Annotated in this window: 24 protein-coding genes; 6 read left to right on the forward strand and 18 right to left on the reverse strand. The window is 71.1% G+C overall.

Annotated features, from left to right (window positions below; genetic code table 11):
* Window positions 1-68 precede the first annotated feature (68 nt).
* From CGL27_RS36295 to CGL27_RS36335, 9 genes are all read right to left on the reverse strand, one after another.
* Window positions 69-794, reverse strand: a complete 726-nt coding sequence (locus CGL27_RS36295) for a class F sortase (protein ID WP_119991966.1) — start codon at window positions 792-794, stop codon at window positions 69-71.
* A gap of 149 nt (window positions 795-943) precedes the next feature.
* Window positions 944-1,561: a hypothetical protein gene (locus tag CGL27_RS36300; protein WP_119991967.1), complete on the reverse strand. Its 618-nt coding sequence runs from the start codon at window positions 1,559-1,561 to the stop codon at window positions 944-946.
* Window positions 1,562-1,882: 321 nt separating this feature from the next.
* Entirely contained in the window at window positions 1,883-2,218 is a 336-nt protein-coding gene (locus CGL27_RS36305; RefSeq protein WP_078640277.1) for a TcmI family type II polyketide cyclase, read from the reverse strand.
* Window positions 2,215-2,679, reverse strand: a complete 465-nt coding sequence (locus CGL27_RS36310) for an SRPBCC family protein (protein ID WP_119991968.1) — start codon at window positions 2,677-2,679, stop codon at window positions 2,215-2,217. Before CGL27_RS36310 ends, CGL27_RS36305 begins: the two co-directional genes overlap by 4 nt.
* A gap of 2 nt (window positions 2,680-2,681) precedes the next feature.
* The gene (locus CGL27_RS36315) at window positions 2,682-2,939 is read right to left on the reverse strand and encodes an acyl carrier protein (RefSeq protein WP_014055766.1); all 258 of its coding nucleotides are present in this window, start codon (window positions 2,937-2,939) and stop codon (window positions 2,682-2,684) included.
* Window positions 2,939-4,189: a ketosynthase chain-length factor gene (locus CGL27_RS36320; RefSeq protein ID WP_240450753.1), complete on the reverse strand. Its 1,251-nt coding sequence runs from the start codon at window positions 4,187-4,189 to the stop codon at window positions 2,939-2,941. The genes CGL27_RS36315 and CGL27_RS36320 overlap by 1 nt, the downstream gene beginning before the upstream one ends.
* Window positions 4,186-5,454, reverse strand: a complete 1,269-nt coding sequence (locus CGL27_RS36325) for a beta-ketoacyl-[acyl-carrier-protein] synthase family protein (RefSeq protein ID WP_119991969.1) — start codon at window positions 5,452-5,454, stop codon at window positions 4,186-4,188. The genes CGL27_RS36320 and CGL27_RS36325 overlap by 4 nt, the downstream gene beginning before the upstream one ends.
* A complete protein-coding gene (locus CGL27_RS36330) occupies window positions 5,451-5,858 on the reverse strand; it encodes a cupin domain-containing protein (protein WP_078647270.1) in 408 nt (135 codons plus the stop codon). The genes CGL27_RS36325 and CGL27_RS36330 overlap by 4 nt, the downstream gene beginning before the upstream one ends.
* 74 nt (window positions 5,859-5,932) lie before the next feature.
* Window positions 5,933-7,111: a SchA/CurD-like domain-containing protein gene (locus CGL27_RS36335; RefSeq protein ID WP_119991970.1), complete on the reverse strand. Its 1,179-nt coding sequence runs from the start codon at window positions 7,109-7,111 to the stop codon at window positions 5,933-5,935.
* Window positions 7,112-7,276: 165 nt separating this feature from the next.
* On the opposite strand from CGL27_RS36335, the gene CGL27_RS36340 reads away from it, so the two are divergent.
* Window positions 7,277-8,920, forward strand: coding sequence for an FAD-dependent monooxygenase (locus CGL27_RS36340; protein WP_119991971.1), 1,644 nt, complete (start codon window positions 7,277-7,279; stop codon window positions 8,918-8,920).
* 263 nt (window positions 8,921-9,183) lie between these two features.
* Window positions 9,184-9,768, forward strand: a complete 585-nt coding sequence (locus CGL27_RS36345) for a DinB family protein (RefSeq protein WP_119994728.1) — start codon at window positions 9,184-9,186, stop codon at window positions 9,766-9,768.
* Window positions 9,769-9,781: 13 nt separating this feature from the next.
* Here the strand turns inward: CGL27_RS36345 and CGL27_RS36350 are convergent, their stop codons facing one another.
* From CGL27_RS36350 to CGL27_RS36360, 3 genes are all read right to left on the reverse strand, one after another.
* Window positions 9,782-11,410 carry an ISAzo13 family transposase gene (locus CGL27_RS36350; protein WP_119986369.1) on the reverse strand — a complete coding sequence of 543 codons (1,629 nt, stop codon included), beginning with the start codon at window positions 11,408-11,410 and terminating at the stop codon, window positions 9,782-9,784.
* 253 nt (window positions 11,411-11,663) lie between these two features.
* Window positions 11,664-12,335 carry a VTT domain-containing protein gene (locus tag CGL27_RS36355; RefSeq protein ID WP_119991972.1) on the reverse strand — a complete coding sequence of 224 codons (672 nt, stop codon included), beginning with the start codon at window positions 12,333-12,335 and terminating at the stop codon, window positions 11,664-11,666.
* Window positions 12,335-13,117 carry an MBL fold metallo-hydrolase gene (locus CGL27_RS36360; RefSeq protein ID WP_119991973.1) on the reverse strand — a complete coding sequence of 261 codons (783 nt, stop codon included), beginning with the start codon at window positions 13,115-13,117 and terminating at the stop codon, window positions 12,335-12,337. The genes CGL27_RS36355 and CGL27_RS36360 overlap by 1 nt, the downstream gene beginning before the upstream one ends.
* 176 nt (window positions 13,118-13,293) lie before the next feature.
* Between CGL27_RS36360 and CGL27_RS36365 the strand changes: the two genes are divergently transcribed.
* Entirely contained in the window at window positions 13,294-14,319 is a 1,026-nt protein-coding gene (locus tag CGL27_RS36365) for a membrane dipeptidase (RefSeq protein WP_119991974.1), read from the forward strand.
* 20 nt (window positions 14,320-14,339) lie between these two features.
* On the opposite strand, the gene CGL27_RS36370 is transcribed toward CGL27_RS36365, so the two are convergent.
* Window positions 14,340-15,107 (reverse strand): alpha/beta hydrolase, encoded by a 768-nt coding sequence (locus tag CGL27_RS36370; RefSeq protein WP_119991975.1) that lies wholly within the window; start codon window positions 15,105-15,107, stop codon window positions 14,340-14,342.
* On the reverse strand, window positions 15,104-16,276 hold the full coding sequence (locus CGL27_RS36375; RefSeq protein WP_119991976.1) for an NAD(P)/FAD-dependent oxidoreductase: 1,173 nt from the start codon (window positions 16,274-16,276) through the stop codon (window positions 15,104-15,106). The genes CGL27_RS36370 and CGL27_RS36375 overlap by 4 nt, the downstream gene beginning before the upstream one ends.
* A gap of 133 nt (window positions 16,277-16,409) precedes the next feature.
* Between CGL27_RS36375 and CGL27_RS36380 the strand changes: the two genes are divergently transcribed.
* On the forward strand, window positions 16,410-17,138 hold the full coding sequence (locus tag CGL27_RS36380; protein ID WP_119994729.1) for a TetR/AcrR family transcriptional regulator: 729 nt from the start codon (window positions 16,410-16,412) through the stop codon (window positions 17,136-17,138).
* Window positions 17,139-17,149: 11 nt separating this feature from the next.
* On the opposite strand, the gene CGL27_RS36385 is transcribed toward CGL27_RS36380, so the two are convergent.
* The 4 genes from CGL27_RS36385 to CGL27_RS36400 all read right to left on the reverse strand — a co-directional run bounded on the left by CGL27_RS36385 (window position 17,150) and on the right by CGL27_RS36400 (window position 19,845).
* Window positions 17,150-17,896 carry a fibronectin type III domain-containing protein gene (locus CGL27_RS36385; protein WP_240450754.1) on the reverse strand — a complete coding sequence of 249 codons (747 nt, stop codon included), beginning with the start codon at window positions 17,894-17,896 and terminating at the stop codon, window positions 17,150-17,152.
* A complete protein-coding gene (locus tag CGL27_RS36390; RefSeq protein ID WP_119991977.1) occupies window positions 17,893-18,501 on the reverse strand; it encodes a hypothetical protein in 609 nt (202 codons plus the stop codon). The genes CGL27_RS36385 and CGL27_RS36390 overlap by 4 nt, the downstream gene beginning before the upstream one ends.
* A 12-nt stretch (window positions 18,502-18,513) precedes the next feature.
* A complete protein-coding gene (locus CGL27_RS36395; RefSeq protein WP_119991978.1) occupies window positions 18,514-19,173 on the reverse strand; it encodes a cinnamyl alcohol dehydrogenase in 660 nt (219 codons plus the stop codon).
* 183 nt (window positions 19,174-19,356) lie between these two features.
* Complete coding sequence (locus CGL27_RS36400; protein ID WP_119991979.1) at window positions 19,357-19,845, reverse strand: GNAT family N-acetyltransferase; 489 nt, start codon at window positions 19,843-19,845, stop codon at window positions 19,357-19,359.
* Between the two features lie 266 nt (window positions 19,846-20,111).
* Between CGL27_RS36400 and CGL27_RS36405 the strand changes: the two genes are divergently transcribed.
* Together CGL27_RS36405 and CGL27_RS36410 are read left to right on the forward strand one after the other, a co-directional pair.
* Window positions 20,112-22,661, forward strand: a complete 2,550-nt coding sequence (locus CGL27_RS36405) for a SpoIIE family protein phosphatase (RefSeq protein ID WP_240450755.1) — start codon at window positions 20,112-20,114, stop codon at window positions 22,659-22,661.
* Complete coding sequence (locus tag CGL27_RS36410; protein WP_240450756.1) at window positions 22,658-23,941, forward strand: substrate-binding domain-containing protein; 1,284 nt, start codon at window positions 22,658-22,660, stop codon at window positions 23,939-23,941. Before CGL27_RS36405 ends, CGL27_RS36410 begins: the two co-directional genes overlap by 4 nt.
* Window positions 23,942-23,948 lie beyond the last annotated feature (7 nt).

The following is a 23,948-nucleotide window of genomic DNA, read 5'->3' on the forward strand; positions in this document are numbered from 1 at the left end:
GGTGCCCGCGTCGTCCGTCCTCGACGACGCGGGCACCGTGGCGTGTGCTGGGTTTGCTTGTCGGTCCGTCAGCTGTAGCGGTACGAACTGAGGTGCGCGAACACCACCACATTGGCCGTGTAGTCCTTGGCCGTGTGGTCATAGACCCCGCCGCAGGTGATCAGCCGGAGCTGGGCATTGGGGGTGTCCCCGTACACCTTCTGGTCGGGGAAGGCGTTCTTCTTGAACGTCTTGATCTTGTCGACGACGAAGGTCGCGACGATCCCGTCCTCGCGGGTGATGGCCACCTTGCCCTGCGGCTTGAGCTGGCTGAGGGTGGCGAACACCGCCGGGCCGATCTTGGTGTCCACGTGCCCGGCCACGATGGCGTTGCCGCGTTCACCGGGGGAGGGGCCGCCCTGGTACCAGCCCACCAGGTTCTGCTCGGTGTCCGGAGGCGGGACCAGCACACCCGACGCGTCCAGCGCGAGGGGGGTGAAGGGCGCGCTCACGCCGATCGAGGGGATGTCCAGATGGGACGCGGGGGAGCGCGGCAGCGCGGGTCCGGGACGGGACTCGGGGGCGGCCGTCGAATCCGGCGAGTCCGAGTACTCCTCCTCGACCGAAGTATCGCTCTCCGGTTCGGAGATGGACGCGGGGGAACTGGCCGCGGGCCGGGCCGACGCCGGGGTGTTCTGGGAGGCGGCGTCGACGGAGTTGTAGATGAGGAATACGCCGATGAGGGCCGACGCGGCTCCCCAGCGGAGGATGCGGGTGTTGCTGTCGGCAGCGCCCTGCTTGGCCGGCTTTCCCATAGGGGTGTTCGCCTTTCTCACAGCGCCTTTCGGTGTCTTTCTCGCGGTGCTTTTCTCACAGCTGCTTTTTCGCAGTGCTCGTGGCGCTGCCGTGGCACCACCGCTCGGCGGAGGTGCCACGGCAGCACGGAATTACGAAAGCGTCAGGCTCAGATCGCGGTGCCGGTCGGCTTGCGGCGACGCAGGGCGTAGGCGCCGGCGCCGAGACCACCGAGGAGCAGGACGGAGCCGGCGGCCATGCCGCTGCCCGTGGTGGCCATGCCGCCACCACCGGTGTGGACGCCACCGCGCGGCTTCTCGCCCTTCTCGTGGTCCTTCCAGGAACCGCCGGACCACTCGTGGTCGTCCTTCTTGCCGTCCCACTCGTGCTCTCGGCCCTCGTCCTTGCCGTGGTCGAAGTCGCGGCCCTCGTCCTTGCCGTGGTCGAAGTCGCGGCCCTCGTCCTTGCCGTGGTCGAAGTCGCCGCCCTCGTCCTTGCCCTTCATCTCTTCCTTGCCGTGGTCTTCCCGGCCGTCCTCGCGACCGTGGTCTTCCCGGCCGTCCTCGCGACCGTGGTCTTCCCGGCCGTCCTCGCGGCCGTGGTCGTCCTTGTCCTTCCAGGAGCTGCCGCCCTGGCCGTAGCCGTCCTCGGAGGACTCCTGGCTGCTCGAGTACCCACCGTGACCGCCCGGGTCCGAGACGTCGGCGGCGAACGCGGCGGCGGGGGCGCCCAGGGTCAGGGTGGCGGCAATCGCCGCCCCGGTGAAGAGTGCGCGAGTAGATCGCATGAGTCATTCCTTCCGGCGCCGTCGCGATACTGACTATTTGCCAGATAAAGGGATCGCATCGGCGTCTTGTCCACCGTCAGCGAAGAGGGCTCCCCCTGCCACTCGGCGCGGCCTGCGATCTGCTCTGTTGTAAGCCCTCTGGGTGTAGATAAGCGCAATGATCACTCATTCGCCGCGCGAATGGACTGACGCCCTTTCACCTTTTCGGCAGACATCATTCCGATGAGCCCAGTAGTGTGAGATTTTCGCTGACGGGGCATAAGGAAAGGGCCGCCGGGAGTGTGAACTCCGTCGGCGGCCCCGTGCGGGGGGACGCGTCCGCTAGCCCCCGTCGCGCTCCCAGCGGTAGAACTCATGCGCCATGGCGTCCTTGGGCTCGCGCCAGGTCGCCGGGTCGTACGCCTGCATATACGGCTGGAGACGGGCGCTGATGTCGCGGAACTCCGGGTGCTTGGCGTACTTGGTGACCTCGGTGGTCGGCGGCCGGTCGGCCTCGACCAGATGCAGATACACATCGCCGAACTGAAAGAGGCTGCGGCCGGTGACGCCGATCAGCTTGGGGAGTTCGCCGCGGTCGGACTCCGCGAAGATCTTGGCGACCTGGGGGGCCGCGTCCCGCTGCATCTTGGCGACGATCATGGTGCGGTACCTGCTCATGCCCTCACCGTCTCCCGGGCCCGCTGCTCGATCTTGTCCCGGATCAGATCCATCTGGATACGGGAGTTGCGGTTGATGTGGTCGGTCATCGTGGGGTCGTCGACCGGCGCGTCGGGCCGCATCTCGAAGTCCTGGGTCCAGCGCATGCGAGTGCCCTCGGACTCCTCCTCGTACTCCCAGCGGATGTTCATGTACGCGAAGGGGCCGGGCTCGACGCGGCGGGCCCACACCGTGCGCACATCGCGGGCCGTCTCCCGCTCCGAGACCCAGCTCCAGACCTTGCCGTCCTCATCGGGGTGCATGGTGAGGCGGAAGGTGGTGGTGTCCCCGGTCCGCTGGAGCACCTCGACCGCGGCGTACTCGCTGAAGAGCTGCGGCCAGTTCTCCAGGTCGTTGGTCATGTTCCAGACGAGGTCGAACGGCGCCTTGATCATGACCTCGTTGTCGGTGTGGCCTGCCATCTTCATGCTCCTGAGGTAAGTGAGGTGTTGATGACGTCGAGGAAGTCCCCGGGGGTCTTGCAGCTTTCGGCACCCGGCTCGATCGGGGTGCCGTACCGGTTCTCCAGCTCACCGACGATGGCGAGCAGACCAAGCGAGTCCAGGCCGTACTCCTCGAAGGTGGAGTCCGGCCGGGTCTGCATCGTGTCCGGATCGACGGTGAGCCCGGCGCACCGCTTCATCAGCGTGGCCAGTTCCCCATAGGACAGTTGACTGGACATCAGTAATCTCCTTCCGGTCCGCGGAGCACGAGCGCCGCGTTGCAACCCATGAGCCCTCGGCTGAGCACCAGCGCCGTCCGCGGCTCGGCGGGGCGGGAGCTGCGGGTGACCAGGTCGAGCTCATGGCAGACGTCGGTGACGTACGGGGTCGGGGGCACGACGCGGTGCTCCATGGAGAGCACGGCGGCCACCACGTCGAGCGTGGGGGCGGCGCAGTGCACCCGGCCGAATCCGGTCTTCGGCGCGGTCACCGGGACCCGCGTGCCGTGCGGCCCTAGGGCGTCGGCGATGGCCAGCGCCTCGGCGCGGTCGGCCTCGGGCACGCCGAGGGCGTCGGCGAAGACCATGTCGATCTCCTCCGGCGCGCACTCCGCGTCCTCCAGGGCGACGCGGATGGCCTGGGCGAGCCCCTCCCGGGACCGCTCCCAGCGGGAGGCCCCGGTGAAGGTCGAGCCGTACCCCGCGATGAAGCCCCGGATCCGCACCCCGCGGCGCCGGGCGGCCCCCTCCTCCTCCACGACCAGCATCGCCCCGCCCTCCCCGGGCGCGAATCCGCAGGCGTCCTCGGTGAACGGCAGATAGGCCCGGCCCGCGTCGCGGGCCCGGCTGAGCTCGTCCCAGCCGAGCATGCAGACGATGGAGTACGGGGCCAGCGATGCCTCGGAGGCGCCGGCCACCATCGCGTCCGCCCCCCGCCGGATGGACCGGCGGGCGTGTGCGAGCGCGTCCAGACCGCCGGCCTCGTCGTTCGCCACCACCCCGCAGGGGCCCTTGAACCCATTCCGGATGGAGACCTGGCCGGTGCTGGCCGCGTAGAACCACGCGATGGACTGGTACGGGCCCACATAGCGCGGCCCCTTGCCGTAGAGCTGCTGCAGCTCGCGCTGGCCGAACTCGCCGCCCCCGGAACCGGAGGCGGTCACCACGCCCACCGCGAACGGCGACATGTCGTCCACCGGCAGCCGGGCGTCGTCCAGCGCGAGATCGGCCGAGGCCATCGCGAAGTGGGTGAAGCGGTCGGTCTGGACGAGGAAGCGCTCCTCGATCATCGAGCCCGGATCGAAGCCGCGGACCTGGCCGCCGATCCGGACCGGGAAGTGGCCGCTGCCCTCGCGGGAGATCCGGTCCAGGCAGGGGATTCCCTCCCGGGTCGCCTTCCAGAAGGCGTCGGTGCCCACCCCGTTGGGGGCGATCACACCGATGCCCGTGATGGCCGCGCCCCGGTTCCGGGTGTTCATCGCCGCGTTCATGCCGCCCTCCCGTCCGTCCGGCCCAGCACCACCGCGGACTGGAAGCCGCCGAACCCGCTGCCGACCGACAGCACATTGCGCAGCGGGAGGGCGCGGGCGGTGCGCGGGACATAGTCGAGGTCGCATTCGGGGTCGGGGGTCTCGTAGTTGGCCGTCGGCGGCACCACGCCATGGGCGAGAGCCATGGCGCAGGCGACCACCTCGATGGCGCCGATCGCCCCCAGCGAATGGCCCACCATGGACTTGATCGAGCTCATGGGGGTCTTGTACGCGTGCTCGCCCAGGGACCGCTTCACGGCCGCCGTCTCATGCCGGTCGTTCTGCTTGGTGCCCGAGCCGTGCGCGTTGACGTAGTCGATCTCGTCGCTGTTGACGCGGGCGTGGCCGAGCGCGTGGTCGATCGCCTCGGACATCTCCAGCCCCTCCCGCGTCAGACCGGTCATGTGGTACGCGTTGCCGTAGGTGGCGAAGCCCCGGAACTCGCAGTAGGCCCGCGCCCCTCGGGCCCGGGCGTGCTCCAGTTCCTCCAGGACCAGCACGGCGGCGCCCTCGCCGAGGACGAAGCCGTCCCGGTGGGCGTCGAACGGCCGGGAGGCGGTGGCCGCGTTGTCGTTGTTCGCCGAGGTGGCCTTGATCGAGTCGAAGCAGGCCACGGTCAGCGGGGTGATCGGCGAGTCCGCGGCCCCGGCGATGCACACATCGGCCCGCCGCTCCTCGATCGCCTGGAAGGCGTATCCGATCGCGTCGAGACCGGAGGTGCAGCCGGTGGAGACGGACTGCACGGGGCCCTGCGCACCGGTCAGCTCCGCCACCCCGGAGGACAGCGCGCTCGGGGAGAACGCGTGCTGCAGATGCGGACCCGCCTTGCGGTGGTCCACATCCCAGTGCTCTCCGGCGTCGCTGACCTTGACGTAGTCCTGCTCCAGCCGGGTGGAGGCGGCGACCGCGCTGCCCAGGGAGACCCCTATCCGCCAGGGGTTGAGCGCTTGGAGGTCCAGCCCGGAGTCCCGGACCGCTTCCTTGGCCGCCACCAGCGCGAACTGCACATAGCGGTCGGAGCGTTCGATCTGCTCGAAGGTCAGACCGCCGGCCAGCGGGTCGAAGTCGCATTCGGCGGCGATCCGGGAGCGGAACCGCTCCGCGTCGAAGAGCGTGATGTTGCGGGTGGCCGTACGGCCCGCGGTGAGCATGTCCCAGAACGCCGGAACGCCCATGCCCCCGGGGGCGACGACGCCGAGCCCGGTGACCACCACCCGTCGGGTCACGACGTCGCCTCGGCGGGTTCGGCGGACTCCGTGTCCACATGACCGAGCTCGGGGCGCGGCGCCAGGGGGCCGAGGTGGAAGACCATCCGGGCCTCGGTGCTGCCCACGTTGCGGAACCGGTGCCGCACGTTGATGGGGATCAGGAGCGCCTGGTCGGGGCCGAGCGGATGCGCCTCGCCGTCCAGGTCCACCTCCATGTCGCCGCTGACGACGTACACGAACTCCTCGGAGTACGGGTGGTAGTGCTCGGTGACCCGTTCTCCGGGCCCCACGATGGCCATCCCCATGAAGCCGCTCGTGGCGCCCACCAGAGGCGGCGTGAGCATGGCGCGCACATCGCCACCGCGCCGGCGGTTGGGGGCGACCGCGGCGAGGTCGACGACGAGAGGGGACTGCGTGGTCATGATGAGTTCCTCCAGGTAGCGTTGCGCGATCCGCGCCACAGGGGGTGGGAAGGTGCGAGGGGGGAGAGGGGCCGTCAGTGGTCCGCCGCTTGGCGGTCGGTGATCGGGGTCATGTCGCAGTCGGCGAGGAAGCGGCGCAGCCCGTCGTCCACGGACAGGTCGATCACCGCCCCGTCCGCCCCGAGGTCGAGGAGACGGCCCAGCACGGCGGCCGCCCGCCGTCCGCTCACACCGGCCGCCATGGCCGGATGCCGGTCCAGCGGCACGCTCAGGTCCACCAGCCGGACCACGATGTCGTCACGTTGGAAGATGGTGCTGCTCAGCAAGGTCTTCGCGGACTGCTCCGCGGTCGTCTCCTTGTTCACCGCCAGCTCGTCCTGCCGGGCCAGCAGACTGGCCACCGCCGGTCCGCAGCCGGCCTTGACCGGGTAGAGCAGGGCGTGCCGGTGGACGCCCTGGGCGGGACGCGGGCCGCCGGCCATCATGTGGTGGACCACCGGAAGCGACGCCCGGGCGAAGAACTCCCGTGCCGAGCTGGGGTCGTCGAGGTTGCGGTCCTCCTCCAGATACGGATTGATGGCCTCCTCGACGGCCTTGATCTCCGGCTGCCGGGCCACGAAGCGCAGTGCCGCGGTCAGATCGCCCTTGACCTCCACGGCCCGTACGACCCGGTTGCCGTTCATGAAGACGGAGGTGCGGGAGAGCCGGGTGGTCTGGTCGACCCGTGCCTCCGGTGAGGCGTAATCGGCGAGGATCTTGGCGACGGTGTCCTCACTGCCGGGGTTCACGGTGAAGGTCAGCGCCTGCCGGACCAGCCCGTCGCCGACCCGCAGCGCGGCGTCGACACCCCGGGTGGTGACATCGACCGGCGCGGATCCGGCGGTCAGGGTCTCCCGCAGAATGCTGAACCGCAGCGAGCGGGTGTCCTCGACACAGCCGTGGAAGGGTTTGACCATCTCCCGGTGCGCGGGAGAGTCCACCCAGGCCAGAAACGGAGGAGCGCTTTCCCATTCACTGGTGATCAGCCACTGGGAGGGATTCTCGATCGACTGGCAGAGCTGGTCGCTGATGTGCCCGGGCACCGCGGCCACCTGCTGGGACAACTGGTCATAGGCACGCAGAAAGCGCTGCTCGGCACCGCTGTTGACCTGCACCAGCAAGACGACGCGCAATCTGGTGTCGGTGAGCGCGGATTCCACGGTCGTTGGCGATGGGTTCACCATGGTCTCCGGAATGTCGGACAGGGTGCTCATATTCCACTCCTTATTTCGCGGACGCGTCCTTCCGGGCATCGAGGACACCCGCCCGTTAGACGATCGTGGGGCGCACCCACCAATGGCGCGAGATATGTGAGCCATCCGAGCGAACGCCTCGTCAGCGTCCCGGAAGGGCCCGGAAACACTGGGCATAGCAGCACAATGAACCGTCTTGCCGACAATGCTGAGCGTGTGCCCGTCCTCATCGCGGGCGGCTCCCTGGTGGGCCTGTCCGCCTCACTGTTCCTGGGCCGACTGGGGATCGGTCATCTACTGGTCGAAAAACACCCGCGCACCTCGCACCACCCGCGCGGACGGGGGAACAACATCCGGACGATGGAGCTGTTCCGCACCGCCGGAGTGGAGTCCGCGATCCGCGAGGCCGCGTCCGTCCTGGCCGACAACCACGGAATCCTGCAGACCCCGTCCCTGACCGGTACGGAGGGCAACTGGCTCTTCCGGGAGATGGACCCGGGTGGCAAGGCCGCCCGGATCAGCCCCGCCGGATGGTGTCTGTGCAGCCAGAACGACCTGGAGCCCGTGCTGCTGAGCGCGGCCCAGGACCTCGGTGGCGATCTGCGGTTCTCCACCGAGCTGATCTCCTTCGAGCAGGACGCGGACGGGGTCACCGCCGTGCTCCTGGACCGCAGGTCCGAACGGCGCTCCACGGTTCGCGCCGACTACCTCATCGCCGCCGACGGCCCCCGCAGCCCGGTGCGCGAGGCGCTCGACGTCGAGCAGAGCGGACGCGGCGAGCTGTTCCACAACGTGTCCATCACCTTCCGCGCCAAGCGGCTCGCGGACGCGGTCGGGGACCGCCACTTCATCGCCTGCTACCTCACCAACCCCGAGGCCGACGGGGCGCTGCTGCCCGTCGACAACCAGGAGCAGTGGGTCTTCCACGCCCCCTGGCACCCCGAGCGCGGCGAAGCGCTGGAGGAGTTCACCGACGAGCGCTGCGCCCAGCACATCCGTACCGCCGTCGGCATGTCCGACCTGGAGGTCGAGGTCACCGGAAAGGCGCCCTGGCACGCGGCCGAGCGGGTGGCGGACCGCTACTCCGACGGCCGGGTCTTCCTCGCCGGGGACTCCGCGCACGAGATGTCGCCCACCGGCGCCTTCGGCTCCAACACCGGTATCCAGGACGCCCACAACCTGGCGTGGAAGATCGCCGCCGTCATGGGCGGCTGGGCGGGCGCCGGGCTGCTGGAGACCTACGGCATGGAGCGGCGGCCGGTCGCCCAGGCCACCAGCGCCCGCGCCGCCACCCGTTCGGCCGAGCACAGCCACCCGGGTTATTCGGCGCCCGCCAGCGAGGGCCAGGGCCCGCAGAGCAATGTCATGGCCGTCGCCATGGGCTACCGCTATGTGCGCGGCGCGGTCGTCGGCGCCGACCCCGCCGCGCCCGCGGTGCCCGACCACTTCATGGTCTCGGCCGAGCCGGGCAGCCGCGCGCCCCATATGTGGGTGCACCGCTGCGGGGTGCGGCTGTCCACCCTCGATCTGTACGAGCGCACCTGTGTACTGCTCACCGGGCCGGGCGGGGCCTCCTGGTACGAGGCGGGCCACCGCGCCGCCGACGCCCTCGGCGTACCGCTGGACTGCTACCGGGTGGGCGACGGGCCGGACCATGAACTCGCCCCCGAACCGGGCGTGGACTGGGCCGAACTGCACGGCACCGCCCCCGACGGAGCCGTCCTGGTCCGCCCCGACGGCTTCGTCGCCTGGCGGGTGGAGCGCTCGGTGCCCGACCCGGAGTCCGCGCTGACGCGTGCGCTGCGCGGGGTACTGAGCCTGGACGGCTGACCCCGCCTTCCCGGGCGCCGGTGTCCCGGGCGCCCTCGGCTCATGGTTACGGCCCGCCGCCCTGGCCGCCGGGCCGGGGGCGCCCCGGCCCGGCGGCCGCAAACGTCGCTGAGCCCCGCCCCTGACAGGGCAGGGCTCAGCGGCAGGTCAGTCGGCGTCTGCTCCTGTCGACCGTGTCGAAGACCCGGAGGCGAAGGACCGCCTCAACTCGGCTGCCGCGATGAAGGCCCTGGGCATAGCAGCCCATGGCAGGCTCATGCCGCATGATCGATGAATTCGCGAAAGGCAACCTGCACGGGAGACTGCGGCGGGACCGCAGGGCGCTGCTCTGGAAACTCGACGGCTTGTCCGAATACGACGCCCGACGGCCTATGACAGCGACCGGGACCAACCTCCTGGGCCTGGTCAAACACGTGGCCACCGTCGAGGCCAGGTACTTCGGCGAGGTCTTCGACCGCCCTTCCCCGGAGCCGCTGCCCCGGTGGCAGGACTCCGACGGCAGCGATCTGTGGGCGGCCGAGGACGAGACCCGCGATCAGATCGTCGCGTTCTACCGGCGTACGTGGGAACACTCGGACGCGACGATCAACGAGCTTCCCCTCGACGCCCCCGGCCACGTGCCGTGGTGGCCGGAGCCTTATCCCAACACGAACCTGTTCGCCATCATGGTCCATGTCCTCGGCGAGTCCATCCGGCATGCCGGGCACGCCGATATCCTGCGCGAGGGCCTCGACGGCCGGACCGGGGTGCGCGCCGAAAACGAGAAGCAGATCGACGAGGAAGCCCGTGCAGCCTACTGCGCGAAGATCGAGCAGGCAGCCAGGTCGGCCGCACCAATCAAGGCTTAGGGCTTGCAGATCATTAACACGTTGTCTTGATCATGCTGCTGGGGTCGGCACTCAGGGCTCGAACCCGAGCCTGGAGGGCTGTGAGGGCGGAGGGCGGGGTGACCGCCGGCGGGATGACGATGCCGTGCGCCTTGAGCAGTGCCCTGATCTTCAGCAGGGTGCGGTGCATGGCGGTCCGGCTGCTGTCGAACAGCACGGCGAGGGGTTCCGCGGCCAGGGCGACCCGCAGGTGAAGGACGGCCGCCAGGACCTGGTCGGGGAAGGCGAGTCGGGGCGGGCGGCCGCGCTTGACGTTGCCGTCGAGGGCCAAAGTGTTGGTGAGATCGCTCAGTTGCTGCCGGGACATGCCGGTCAGGACGGGGTCGGACAGGAGAGCATGGTCCCACTCCGGGGCGGGTTCCTGCGGAGCCCGGGGCGCTGGGATGGCAGGGCACGGCTGGGGGTGCACGGCATAGTTCCAGTCGCCATGGAAGGCGTGTCGGGTCAGTGGCAGGGCCGCCATCTCCGCGTCGCCGATCTGGACTCCGGTTGGGTAGATGTTGGTGTCCAGCTCGGCCATGACGCGCAATCCGGTGCGGGTGGTGGTCGCAGCGATGGACTGGACGATGACTTCGTGGCTGGTCAGCGGGCGGCCGCGCCAGTTCAAGGTGATGTGCGAGAAGAGCCGATGCTCGATCTTGTTCCACTTCGATGTGCCCGGCGGCAGGTGGCACACGGTGATCATCAGTCCTGTTTCGGTCGCGAGCCGGGCGAGTTCGAGCTTCCAGGCCCGGGTGCGGTAGCCGTTCGAGCCGCCCGCGTCGGCGGTGATGAGCAGTCGTGTTGCCTGCGGGTAGGCGGCCCGGCCCTGGCCGCACCACCAGCGGCGGATCGACTCCACTGCGAACGCGGCGGTGTCGTGATCGGTGCCCACATTGACCCAGCCGGTGTTCGCCGCGAGATCGTAGATCCCATACGGGACGGCCTTGCCCAGATGCGGGTCGGCGAAGTCATGGACGTTCACCGGCACAGGATCAGCCACAGGCCGCCACTGGCGGCCGTTGTTCTTGAACTCGCCGACGAGCTCCTTCTTCTTGGTGTCCACGCTGATCACCGGCTGGCCGGTATCCCGGTGATCACGGGCCTGCTCATTTAGATAGCGGAACTGGGCATCCCGGTCCGGATGCTGGCTGCCCTCGATGGTCTTGGCGTTGGCCTGCAGACTGAAGCCTTCCTCCCGCAGCAGGTCCGCGACGGTGTCCGCACTGACTTTGTGCCCGCTCCGGGCCAGCTCCCGCGCCAGCGTGCGGGTCGACTTCACCGTCCACCGCAGCGGCGACATCGGATCACCGCGCTCGTCCGGCTCGACCAGCGCCAGCAGGGCCGGCCGCAGCCCCGGATCGAGATCTGCGACCCTCTTGCGGCCCCCGCCCGGCCGCCGCACCCGCCCCAGAGGCTCCTCGCCGGCCTCCAACTCGAACACGCCCTTGCGGACCGTGGTCTCACTCACCGAGGCCGCCCGCGCGACGGCCCGAACACCACCGTGTCCCAGGACACGGGCCTCTGCGGCCATCAGCAGCCGTCGCTGCCGCTCATCCAGATGTGGGAACAACACCGCGAACTTCACAGCGAGTTGGGTACGGATCTCGTTTGGGATGCGCATACCACATCAACGAGCCATGGGACGGGAAGCAACACCTTGATGATCTGCAAGCCCTTAGAGGTTGCTCACGTGACTTGATGTTCGTGCGGCATGCCGCCGGTCGTGGGTGCTGATCTATCGAAGCGTCTGGTTCCTGATGAACCTCGCGAAACGTGCCACGTGAGACAACCTCTGAGTCTCCTTGGGCCCGGCGTTCGCCGAAGCGGTCGGGGCGGGGGCACGGTCGGAGGCTCCGACTCTCAGGGTGGCGCGGTCAGCCCGTGGCTTCGCTCCGCGCGTCGCGGTCGGTACGGCGCCGCAGTCGCCGCCACACCGCGGGGGCCGTGCTGATCACCACCGTCAGTACCACGGCCGCCGCCACGCCCTCCCACGGCTCGGCGAAGAGCGAGCCGCCCAGGATGCCGATCAGTTGGTACGTCACCGCCCAGGCCAGTGCCGCGGGCCCGGCGCCCCGGGCGAATCTGCGTAGTGGCCAGCGTGCCAGCAGGCAGGCCAGCATCACCGGTATCCGCCCGGCCGGGATCAGCCGGGACAGCACCAGAACCGCCACCCCGTGCTCTTCCAGCCGCGCCTGTGCCTGGTCCAGCCGTTCCGGCGCCGCGTGGTCGTGGATCCGTTCCAGCCACCGCGAGCCGTTCTTCGAAGCCACCCCGCGCCGCCCGAGCCAGTAGAGCGTCACGTCGCCCGAGAAGGCCGCCAGCGCGGCCACCCCGAAGACCACCAGCAGCGACAGCGGGGGAGCGGTCTGGTGGATGGCGACCACCGCGGCCGAGGAGACCACCGCGCCGGTGGGCACCACCGGCACCAGCGACCCGAACACCACCAGCAGGAACAGCGAGGGATACCCCACCGCCTGCTGGGTCGACTCGGACGGCACACTCCGGGCCAGATCGACCACGTCCACCAGATTCGCCAGATCCCCCATCACCTGGCGGGCTCCAGCCGGACGCACTCCCCGTGCCCCAGCCGGTGCACCACCGTGTCGGGGGCCAGCCGCCCGGCGTGGCGCACGAAGTCCTCGCCGGGGGCGTGGAATTCATGCGGACGGATCGCGTCCATCCCGATCGGCCAGTACGTCCCGTAGTGCACCGGCACCGCGCAGCGCGCCCCCAGCCGCGCCAGCGCCTGTGCCGCGCGGCCCGCGTCGAGATGGCCGGGGCCGAGGTACGGCCCCCAGCCGCCCACCGGGAGCAGCGCCACATCGCATTCTCCCACCGCCTCCGCCATCCGGTCGAACAGCCCGGTGTCGCCCGCGAAGTACGTGGTCGACTCGCCACTCAGCACATACCCCAGCGCGGGCACCCGGCTCGGCCCGTACGGCAGCCGCCGCCCGTCGTGCTCGGCCGGTACCGCCCGGATCCGCACCTCGCCGACCGCGCACACATCGCCCGGCGCCATCTCGGTCACCCGCAGCCCCCGCGCCGCCACCACCCGCCGCAGCCCGGGCACCGCCCGCCCGGCCCCGCGCGGCACCACCAGCCGGGTGCCGGGCAGCAGTTTGGCCAGCGAGCCGGGGTGCAGATGGTCGGCGTGCAGATGCGAGACCAGCGCCACGTCCGCCACCGCCGCGGCCGGCGGTGGCACGGCCCCGCGGCGGCGCCGCAGATGGGCCAGGCGCCGTACGAACAGGGGGTCGGTCAGCACCCGCACCCCGGAGTCCCGCACGGTCGCGGTGGCGTGCCCCCACCAGGTGATCTCCACCGACATCTCCCGCCTCCGTCCCTCGGGCCCGTCCGTCCGATCCTCTCACCCGGCCGACGGGCTCGGGGATTCCGCCCGCCGCACCGAAAACTCCTGGCTCGGCGGCAGGCGCGTACGTCACGATGGCCGACGCCGCTTCCCGTCCCACGAAAGGCCACCGTCGTCCTTATGAGCCGTGCCCTATGAGCCGTGACCTCCACCAGCGCGCCGTCGTCGCCGACGCCCACAACGATCTGCTGATCGCCGTCACCGCCCGCCCGCCGCACCGCTGGGCCGGCTACTTCCGGGAGCGCTGGCTGCCGCAGCTCCGCGAGGGCGGAGTGGATCTGCAGGTGCTGCCGGTCTTCATCGACGACCAGTTCCGCCCCGAGGGCGCGCTGCGCGAGACGCTGCGGATGATCGAGTGCGCCCACACCCTCGCCGAGGGCAACGCCGACGAGGTACGGCTGTGCCTGGACGGCGACGACATCGACGCGGCCCTCGCCGACGGCCGGATCGCCCTGGTGCTGGCCCTGGAGAGCGCCCCCGGGCTGGACGCGAACGTGGAGCTCCTCCCGACCCTCCACCGCCTCGGGGTGCGCATCGCCTCGCTCGCCCACTGGGGCCGCACCGCCCTGGCCGACGGCAGCGGTGAGGACGCCACCGGAAGCCGGCTCACCGAGGCCGGGGTCCAGGCGCTGAGGGAGATGGAGCGGCTGGGCATCCTCTTCGACGTCTCCCACCTCGGCGCTTCGGGAGTCGCCCATGTCCTGGAGCTGGCCACCCGCCCCGTACTGGCCACCCACTCCTCCGCCCGCGCGCTCCTGGACCACCATCGCAACCTCACCGATGAGCAGTTGCGCGGGATCGCCGCGACCGGCGGCATGGTGTGCGTCAACTTCCTCGGCGAGTTCCTGGCCACCGCCCAGGCCGACCGCACGGTGGACCGGCTGGCGGACCACATCGTCCATATCGCCGAGGTGATCGGCGTCGGCCGGGTGGGTCTGGGGCCGGACTTCATCAAGGAGGTCAGCGACGACACCACCCCGCCCTGCTGCGAGGACGTCGAGTACGCCCGGCTGCTGGTACCCGGCCTGGAAGGCCCCCGCGGACTGCCTCTGGTGACCGAGGCGCTGGTCCGAAGGGGCCTTCCCGAGGGGGACGTCGAGAAGATCCTCGGCGGCAATGTGCTGGAGCTCTTCCGCAAGGAGCTGGGACGTCCCGCCTGACAGGTGCCCGAAGACGGCCGCTACTGCCCGATGGCGGCCGCGAAGGCGTCGATCGCGGCGAACGTGGCCTCCGGGGCCTCCCGGGTGGGGATGTGGCCCGCGCCCGGGATCAGCTCGAACCGCGCCCCCGGAATGGCGGCGGCGTACGCGCGGCCGAAGTCGGGCGAGACGGCGGTGTCCTGCTCCCCCCACACCGCGAGGGCGGGCACGCTCACCCGGGCGAGCCGGTGCAGCAGCTTCGGATCGGACCTCGTCGGGCCCGCGTAGGCCACCATCGCCTGGAGGGCCGCGGGCGAGGGGCCCCGGCGCGGTGCCGGTGCCGGTGCCGGTGCGCCGGAGCCCTGACCGGGCGGCGGGCCGGGCGGTGCGGTGGGGAACCGCACCTCGTGCCCCTCGACCTCCGGTCCGAAGGCGCCCATGATGACCAGCCCGCCGATGCGGCGGGCCCGGTCGCGCACGGTCATCTCGGCGGCGACCCAGCCGCCGAACGAGGCGCCGACGACCAGGACATCGCGCAGGTCGCGGTCGTCCAGCAGGTCCAGATAGGTCTCCACGAGGTCGCCCACGTCCGAGAACCACTCGGGCCGCGGGGTGTCCTCCCAGCCCGGATGGGTCGGCGCCAGCACCCGGGAGGTGGCGGCGAAGTGGTCCACGATGCCGGTCACGGAGGCGGGTCCGCCGCCGCCGTGCAGGACGAGCACGGGCCGGCCCGCGCCCACGTCCCGCACCGTCAGGGGAAGGCCGGGGTAGGGCTCGATGGTGAATCCGGTGGCCTGGTGGGTGGTCATCGGGCCTCACCGCCGGAAGTGACCGCGGTGAAGGTGTCGCACGCGATCCGCAGACCGTCCGGGTGGAAGAAGCCGGTGAGGTTGTCGGCCGATTGCGCGGCCGCCTCTTCGGCGCGCGGGAACATGGGTGTCTCGTAGGCGTTCAGAGCCGTCTCCAGGTCGTCGTTCGTGGCGAGGGCGAGGGCGAGTTCCGCGCCGTCGAGCATGGCGAGGTTGGCGCCCGCCCCCGCGAAGGGGGACATCAGATGGGCGGCGTCGCCCAGGAGCGTGACGCCGGGCGTCCGGTCCCAGCGGTGGCCGATGGGCAGGGCGTGGATGGGCCGGGGGACGAGCGGGCCGTCGCTGTCGGCGATCAGCGCGCGCAGTCCTTCGTCCCAGTCGGGGAAGAGGTCCAGCAGCCGCTTCCTGGCCGCCACCGGGTCCGCCGGGTCGATCAGGCCCGAGCGGCTCCATTCCTCCGGCGCCTTGACCGCGGCGTAGACGCGGACGCGGTTGCCGCCGTTGCGCTGGGCGATCAGCCCCTTCTCGTCCGCCAGGGCGAACATCGTTCCCCGGCCGACGAGTTCGGCGACGGCGGGGTGCCGGGCGTCGACGTCGTGCAGCAGACAGTCCACGAACGAGACCCCGGAGTAGACCGGGTCGGCGTCGGACACCAGGGGCCGGATCCTGGACCACGCCCCGTCCGCGCCGACCAGCAGATCCGTCTCGACGGTCCGGCCGTCGGACAGGGTGAGCGTGGGCCGCCCCGCCCTGCCGAGGGCCACCGCGCGCACCTTGTGGCCCCAGCGGACCGTCCCCTCGGGCAGCGAGCCCAGCAGCAGATCCCGCAGCGCCCTGCGGTCGATCTCGGGCCGCTCTTCTCCCTCGTCCCGCTCGCCCGGTTCCGGCGCCGGGATGCGGAAGCCGACGGCGGCGTCCTTGTCGAGCAGCCGCAGCTCCCCGTCCTCGGGGCGGCTGAGCGGCCGGAACTCCTCGAGCAGCCCGGCGTGCAGCAGCGCCCGCTGACCGGACTCCGGATCCATGTCCAGTGAGCCGCCCTGGTCGCGTGCGGTCGCCGAGGCGTCCAGTTCGTAGACGGTCGCGGCGATGCCGTGGACGTGCAGAACGCGCGCCAGCGTCAATCCGCCCAGCCCTCCTCCGACGATGGCGATACGGGGTGCTGCGGACATGGCAATGCCTCCCTGGCTCGACGCCGGTGCGCGGCGATGGGACGAGCGTAGGATGACGAACGCGTTCGTGGCAAACGCGTTCGGTACGAACGGGTTCGTCAGGAACGCGTTCGCCGACAGGTACGATGGCGCCATGACAGCGCATCCCACCGCCCCGCGGAGCCGCCGGGAACGTCCGGCGAAACCGGCCCTGACCAGGGAAGGCATCATCGCCACCACGGTCGAACTCATACGAGCCGAGGGTCTGGAGCGGGTCACGATGCGCCGCCTGGCCAAGGAGCTGGACACCGGGCCGGCCTCGCTCTACGTCTACGTCCGCAATATCGCCGAACTGCACGCGGCGGTCCTGGACGAGCTCCTCGGCGGGGTCGACCTGAGCCCGGCCGGGGCGGACGGCGACTGGCACGACCGGCTGGTGCGGATCCTCACCTCGTACACCTCGGTGCTGTTCGAGTACCCCGGTCTCGCCCAGTCCGCCCTGGTGGCCCGCCCCTTCGGGAAGCACTACCTGGACCTGGTGGAGACGCTGCTGGCGCTGCTGGACGAGGGCGGCCTGGAACCCGGCCGGGCAGCGTGGCTGCTCGACCTGCTGCTGCAGCACGCCACCGCGACCGCGGCCGAGCACGCCCACCGGACCCCCGGCGACACCCCCCAGGACCAGGCGGACTGGCAGGCGCTCGCCACGGTGGTGCGGGACGTCTCACCGCGGACCCATCCGCATATCGCCGCGCTCGGCCCGCGGCTGCTGTCCGGGTCCCCCCAGGACCGGCTGGCCTGGGCTTTCGATGTCCTCATCGCCGGGGCGCGGGACACTCCGGTGCCGGAGGTGCTCGCCCCGTCCCCGGCGGACATCGGGGGCTGAGGCGGCGGCGCTCAGCCGCGCCCGGCGGGCCGCTCGCCGGTGGTGAGCCGGGCGATGTTGGACCGCTCGCCGTAGGTGACCGGCCGGACCCGGTAGGAGGCCCGCTTCTCGTTCGGCAGGGTGATCAGCCCGAAGGAGTTGATGTCCGGGTCGAGCACGGCGACCGGACGGAAGGAGCCGCCGCCCCGCGGCCGGTCCTCCAGCAGATAGCCCCGCTCGCCCTCGGCGTGGTCGGTCCAGGTGAACCGGATGCCGTTGGCGTGCATGATTTTCGCGCGCAGATCGGTCGGGGTCGCGGCGGGCCGCCGGGCGGGGCCGGTGCGGACACCGGCCCGCCGGATGGTGCGCGGCGGCGCCCAATCGTGCTCCGCGCGCTGTTCCGCCTTGGTGAACGACCCCTTCGGCAGCGTGACGTCGACCGGCCGGGACGCGGGTCCGTAGTACGGCCGCAGCCGGTAGTAGAAGTGGGTCTCCGGTAGCAGATCCGGGTGCTGGTACGTGGTCTGACTGAGTGGAGCGTAGGTGAGGATCGTCCAGGGCCCCCGGGGCTCGGTCGCGAACTCCACGATCCGCCCCGCGGCGCCCGGCGCCTTCCCGTGCCAGCTCAGCTTCGCGTCGACGGGGGATACCCGGGTGACGGTGAGCACGGTGCCGGTCCGGGGCTCCCGGGGAGCATCCGGGGAGGCGCATCCGCTGACTCCGGAAAGCCCGGCGACGGCGAGGACCGCCGCCGCCAGGGCGCGTACCGAGCCGCTCACTTGCGCCAGAACTTCACGTTGCTCCACACCACGGTGGCCGGGCCGTTGCCGCTGCTGGTGCGGTACGCCCCGAACTTGTCGTAGAAGCTGCCGCCGGGGCTGTCCACGGTGTGCTTGAGCGAGCCGTTGATGTACGTACGGTGCTCCTCGCCCACCTCGTGCACCGTATTGACGCGCACCGTGGCCCCGACCGTCCCGGCGTTGGACAGGGTGTCCCCGCCGTGCACGGCGTACAGCCGCCCGCCCCGCTCGACCGCGAGCATGAAATACGGACCGGCGTCGCCGTCGGTGTCATTGAACGTCTGCTTCAGGCTGATCCGGGTACCGCCCATGCTGGTGACCCGGAAGTACCCCTCGAACTGGTGGGTTCCCCCGGCGTAGGTGTCATAGCGCCGCTCGGCCCGCTGGTCCCCGCTCGCGGTGGAGCAGGTGAGGGTGAAGGTGAGGTTGTCGACCTGCCCGCACCCCCGCTCCTGCACCTTGAACCCCGGCGACTCGGACGACCAGCCGCCCGGTTCGACCTCGGCGTGCGCGGCGCCCGAGGCCGCCAGCAGCAGTCCGCAGGCGGCCGAGATTCCGGCAATGACGCGGTATTTGGTGGACACCGTCCGACTCCTCTACTTGACCCAATAGCGGATGTTGCGGAACCGGGCCTCGGCCCGGCCGTTGCCGTGGTGATAGACGCCGTTCTTGAAGTGGCGGGTCGCCGGGCCCCGGTCGTCGACCGTCAGCACCAGTTTGTCGTCGGCGTAGACCTGGATCTTTCCGGTGCCCGCCTCATGGGCCACCTTCAGGTTCCACCACTTGTTGTAGATACCGGACTTGATGACGGTGTCCGTATAGCGCCTGAGCGTGCCTCCGTTCTCACTGGACGCCCGGAACATGATGTCGGTGGCCGGTGTTCCGCTCGGGTGCTTGACCCGCAGGATCTGCATGATGTCCGCGCCGTTCGTACCCGACGGCACATACACATCGGCGTCCCACATGTGCTGCCCCGAGGTGTACTCCTGCTTCCACCGCATTTCGGTGCGCGGATCGGTGCCGCTGCCCTCTTCGAGCGGCTCATCGGTGGAATTCACCCACATCGTGTGGGTCTTCGAGCCCGAGTCGTAGCGGTAGCGCTCGCTCAGGTCGAGATTCCACGGCTTGTGCATCGAGTATGTGAACGACGTCTGCGTCCATCCGTCCGTCGGTGACGCCGCGGCTTCCTTCGCCGTGGCCGTCCCTCCGGACGCGACCCCCGCTGTCAGGATCCCCATGAGTGCGGCGACGGCCATGGCCGTCCTGGTGTGTGGGGAGCGTCTGGCGCGTCTGGTGGTGCGTAACGCGGGCATATGGGCCCACCTCCGGTCCGTTCCGTTCCCTGGATGGATCATGGTCTAGACCAAGAGTCAACGTAGGGCAAGGATGATGGCGTGTCCATATCAATGAACAGAATTCACGACTGTGGGTCGTCGGGGTCAACTCCGCCGCAGCGCCTTCACCATGACCAGCTCCCTGGTCACGCCGTCGGCGAGCAGATCCCCCGGCTCCTGGGTGGCGACGAAACCGTGCCGCTCGTAGAGGGCGATCGCCGGGTCGTTGCCCGGGAGCACCGCGAGCCGCAGCGCCGTGGCGCCCGCCCGCAGGGCCCAGGTCTCGACCGCCGCGATCAGCCGGTCGCCCACGCCGTGGCCGCGCGCCTCGGGGCTGACCCAGACGGACCTCAGCTCCCGCGGCCCGCCGTCCCCGGGCAGGCCGCCCGCCATCCCGACGGCCCGGCCGTCCAGCAGTGCGATGACGTGGTGGGCGCCCGGTATCTCCAGCCGGGCGCGCCACCGCTCCTCGCCGCCGCGGTGCCAGTCGGCGAGCCGGGACTTGAAGGCGTGCGGCGCCTCGGCCAGCGCGGCCCGGCGGACGTCCCGCCACAGGGGCCAGTCGTCCGTCGTGACCACCCGCAGACGCACCATGCCGCTCAGTCTCCCGCAGCGCCGATCGCCGCCGAGTGCCACCGATCGCCATCGACTCGCCGTCGCGCACCGCCGATTCCGAGGGGAGATGGCCGGGTTCAGCCCGCTGTGCCATGCTTTGAGGAGAGGCGCCAACCCTTTCGAGGGGGCGCGGCAGCGAAGGCCCCGCCGGTGGTCGTGACCGGCCGCCGCGCGAAGGCCGATCAAGGGCCCGGGTACGCCCGACAAGACCGGCGGTCCGCGCACGGAGGCGGTGCAGGCGTGCTGTGACCGGGCATGTGCTGACGTTCACGGGGACCGCGGTGGTGGCTGTCTATGTGCTGGACGCGGAAGGTACCGAGCTGCGGTTGGCCGAGACGGTGCGCAGCGCCGGACGGTCGTACGCGCTGCCGGCCCACTACCCGCTGTCCGGGGGCTCACCCGTCGCCGACGCCTTCCGCGCGGGGCACCCCCTGTGGCTGACCCCCACCGAACTCGCCGCGTACGGCCCCACCGGCCCCACCACTCCTGAAACCCCCACCACGCCCGGCGTCTCGCTGGGAGTGCTGCCGCTCGGCGGGGACGGCAAGGGGCTGGGCTGCCTGGTGGTCGTGGACGAGGCACCCGGCGGCATCGACGCCGACCGCCGCGGCTTCATCGAGCTCTACGCCCACCATGTGGCCGCCGGGGTCGAGGCGGCCGGGCCGCAGGCGCTCACCCAGCCGCATCCCGACCTCCCCGGCCCCACCCTGGACCGGCTGCGGGTCGGCTCGTTCGTGCTGCACCTCGGCAGCGGGCGGATCACCGCCGACACCCAGGTGCTCGACCTCTTCGGCATCGCGGGGGAGGACTTCGACGGACGGGTGGAGACCCTGCTGGCGGTCACCGTCCCGGACGACGCGCCCGCCCTCATGTCGGCCCTGGAGCCCGACCTGCTGACCTCCGGCACCGCGCAGCTCGAGTTCCGGATCCGCCGGCCCAACGGTGAACTTCGCTGGCTGGGCCTGCGCGCCCAGGTCGAGACGGGGCCGGACGGCACACCCCGGCGCATGCTCGGCGTGGTCGCGGAGACCTCGTATCTGCGGCCCCGCGCCGACGAGGTGTCCCTGGTGCAGCGGCTGTCCGCCGCCCTGGCCGGGGCCACGACCGTCCGGGACGTGGGCCGGGCGGTGGTCGGCGCGCTGCGCGATCCGCTCGGGGCGGGCCGGGTCGCGGTCGCCGAGGTCCAGGCCGATCAACTGGTGGTCGGCGTCCTCGCCCCCGCCGAACCCGCCACCTGGCCCGAGGTTTGGCGCGCCGCCTGGCGGTCCGAATGGCCCGAGCTGCCCAGCCACGCCCTGCCCACGCTGGCCGAGGCGCTGCGGGAGGGCCAGGTCAGCATCTGGCCCGAAGGCGCCGCCCTCGAACCCGGACTCGCCGGTATCGGCCCCGGCGGCCTCGCCGTCCTCCCGCTTCCGGCGGACGGCCGGATCGTCGGCGTGTGCCTGATCGGATGGGAGCGGCGGCATGAGTTCGGCCCGGAGGAGCGCTCACTGCTGACCGCGACCGCCGGTCTGGTGGGGCAGGCCCTGGTGCGCGCCCACGCGCTGGACGCCGAGCACGAGCTGGCCACCATGCTCCAGCGCAGCCTGCTGCCGCGGAAGCTGCCGGAGCTGCCCGGAGGGGTGGCCGTCACCCGCTATCTGCCCGCGACGATGGGCCTGGAGGTGGGCGGCGACTGGTACGACGTGATCCCGCTGGCCGACGGCCATGTGGCCCTGGTCATCGGGGATGTGCAGGGCCACAGCGCCGCGGCCGCCACCATCATGGGCCAGATGCGCACCGCCATCCGGGCCTACGCCGTGGAGGGCCATCCGCCCGATGTGGTCGTGGCGCACGCCAACCGCCTCCTCGTCGGCATGGAGACCGATCTCTTCGCCACCTGCTGCTACGCCGACCTCGACATGGAGGAGGGCGAGGCGTGGTTCGTCCGGGCCGGACACATCCAGCCGCTGCTGCGCCACCCGGACGGCACCACCGAGGAGCTCGACGTCGAGGGCGGCCCGCCGCTGGGCGTGGTCGCGGACGCCGAGTTCCCGATGACCGCGGCCGGGCTGTCCGCCGGCACTCTGCTCGCCCTGCTCACGGACGGCCTGGTCGAGTCCGCCCGGCTCGACCTGGACGACGGTATGCGCCGGGCGCGCCAGGCGCTCGCCCGCGCCGACGCCGCCGACCCCGGAGGGGTGGCGGACGAACTGCTCGGCGGACACAGCCGCCGCGACGACGATGTCGCGCTGCTGTTGCTGCGCTACGACGGGATGCGGGTGCGGCCCATCCGGGCGAGCTGGACGGTGTGGCGGCTGCCCGACGCCGTGATGCACGCCCGTCGCTTCACCGCGCGCACCCTGCGCAACTGGGGCCTGGCCGATGAGCTGGACGTGGCGCTGCTGGTCACCTCCGAGCTGGTCACCAACGCCCTGGTGCACACCCGGGGCGAGGTGCGGCTGAATCTGACGCTGACCGCGGACCGGCTGCGGATCGCGGTGAACGACCCCTCGCCGCGCACCCCCGTCAAACCGGCGACCGTGGACTGGGAGGCGACCGGCGGGCGGGGGCTGCTGCTCATCGAGGCCATGTCGCAGACCTGGGGCTCGGTGCCGCTGAGCGGGGGCAAGCAGGTCTGGGGTGAGATCGGCTTGTCGTCCCCGCGGGAGGAGCCCCGCGGCGGGCCTCGGGGCGGACCTCCTGACGGCCCCCCGGCGGAGCTCCCGGAAGGACCGGCCGAGGCGAGCGCCGAACGGCAGAGGGAGGGGGAGCCGGGGAGGAGGGGGATGAGACGGAGGAGGGCGAGGCGATGAGCCGCTCCCGTACGCACGCTCAGGCGCGAGTCCGTACGCACGCTCAGGCGCGAGTCCGTACGCACGCTCAGGCGCGAGCCCGTACGTACGCGCGTACGCGGGTGCGCACGCGCTCGCGTACGCATCCCCGTACGCGCTCCCGTACGCGCGATCGCCTCCGCGCGGCCGTCGCCGTCACGGTGGGCCTGGTCCTTGCCGTATCCCTCGCCGCATGCGGCGAGGCGGCCCAGGTCGGAGAGAGGGTCGGCGCGACCGGGCACCACCACGGGGCACTGCGGATCGGGCTGCTGCTCCCGGAGAACGAGATCGTCCGCTTCGAGCGCTTCGACAGGCGCCTGATCCAGAAGCGGGTCGAGGAGCTGTGCCCGCGCTGCACGGTGGACTACTCCAGCGCCCAGCACGATCCAGTCGCCCAGCGCAACCAGATCGAAGCCATGATCACGAACGGGATCGATGTGCTCATCCTGGACGCGGTGGACACCAAGGCCGTCCGCCACTCCGTGATCCAGGCCCGCCGCGCCAACGTCCCGGTCGTCGCCTACGACCGTCTCGCGGAGGGGCCCATCTCCGGCTATGTCTCCTTCGACGGCGGACGCGTCGGACGGCTCCAGGGCGCGGCGCTGCTGAAGGCGCTGGGCCCGAACCCCAGGAACCGCCAGGTCGTCATGATGAACGGCTCGTCGACCGACCCCAACGCGGCCTGGTTCGAACGGGGCGCGCGGTCCGTGCTCCAGGGCAAGGTCAGGATCGTCAAGTCCTACGAGACCGTCGGCTGGCGGCCGGAGAACGCCAACCGCAACATGTCCGCCGCCATCGCCGCCCTGGGCCCCCATGCCATCGACGGCGTCCTCGCCGCCAACGACGGCCTGGCCTCGGGCGTCATCACCGCGCTCAAGACGGCCCGGATCCATCCGCTGCCCCCGGTCACCGGCCAGGACGCCGAGCTGGCGGCCGTTCAGCGGATTGTCGCGGGTCAGCAGTACATGAGCGTCTACAAGCCGTTCAAGCCCGAGGCGTACACCGCCGCGGAGATGGCCGTCGCGCTGGGGCACGGCAGATCGCTCAGCGGGATCGCCAAGCAGCGGGTCAACAGCGCCAGCGCCCGTGGCATCCCCACGGTGCTGCTCAACCCGGTGGCCCTGACCGTGCACAACATCAGGAGCACTGTCATCAAGGACGGTCTGTATCGCGTCGATCAGATATGCACCAAGAAGTATGCGGATGACTGCCGCAAGGCCGGGCTCATCGGCCGGGACGGCTCATCGCACGACGCGGGATGAAGGGAGG

Origin of the sequence: Streptomyces sp. 11-1-2 (assembly GCF_003595545.1) — a bacterium.
In the GTDB taxonomy this organism is placed as follows: domain Bacteria; phylum Actinomycetota; class Actinomycetes; order Streptomycetales; family Streptomycetaceae; genus Streptomyces; species Streptomyces hygroscopicus_B.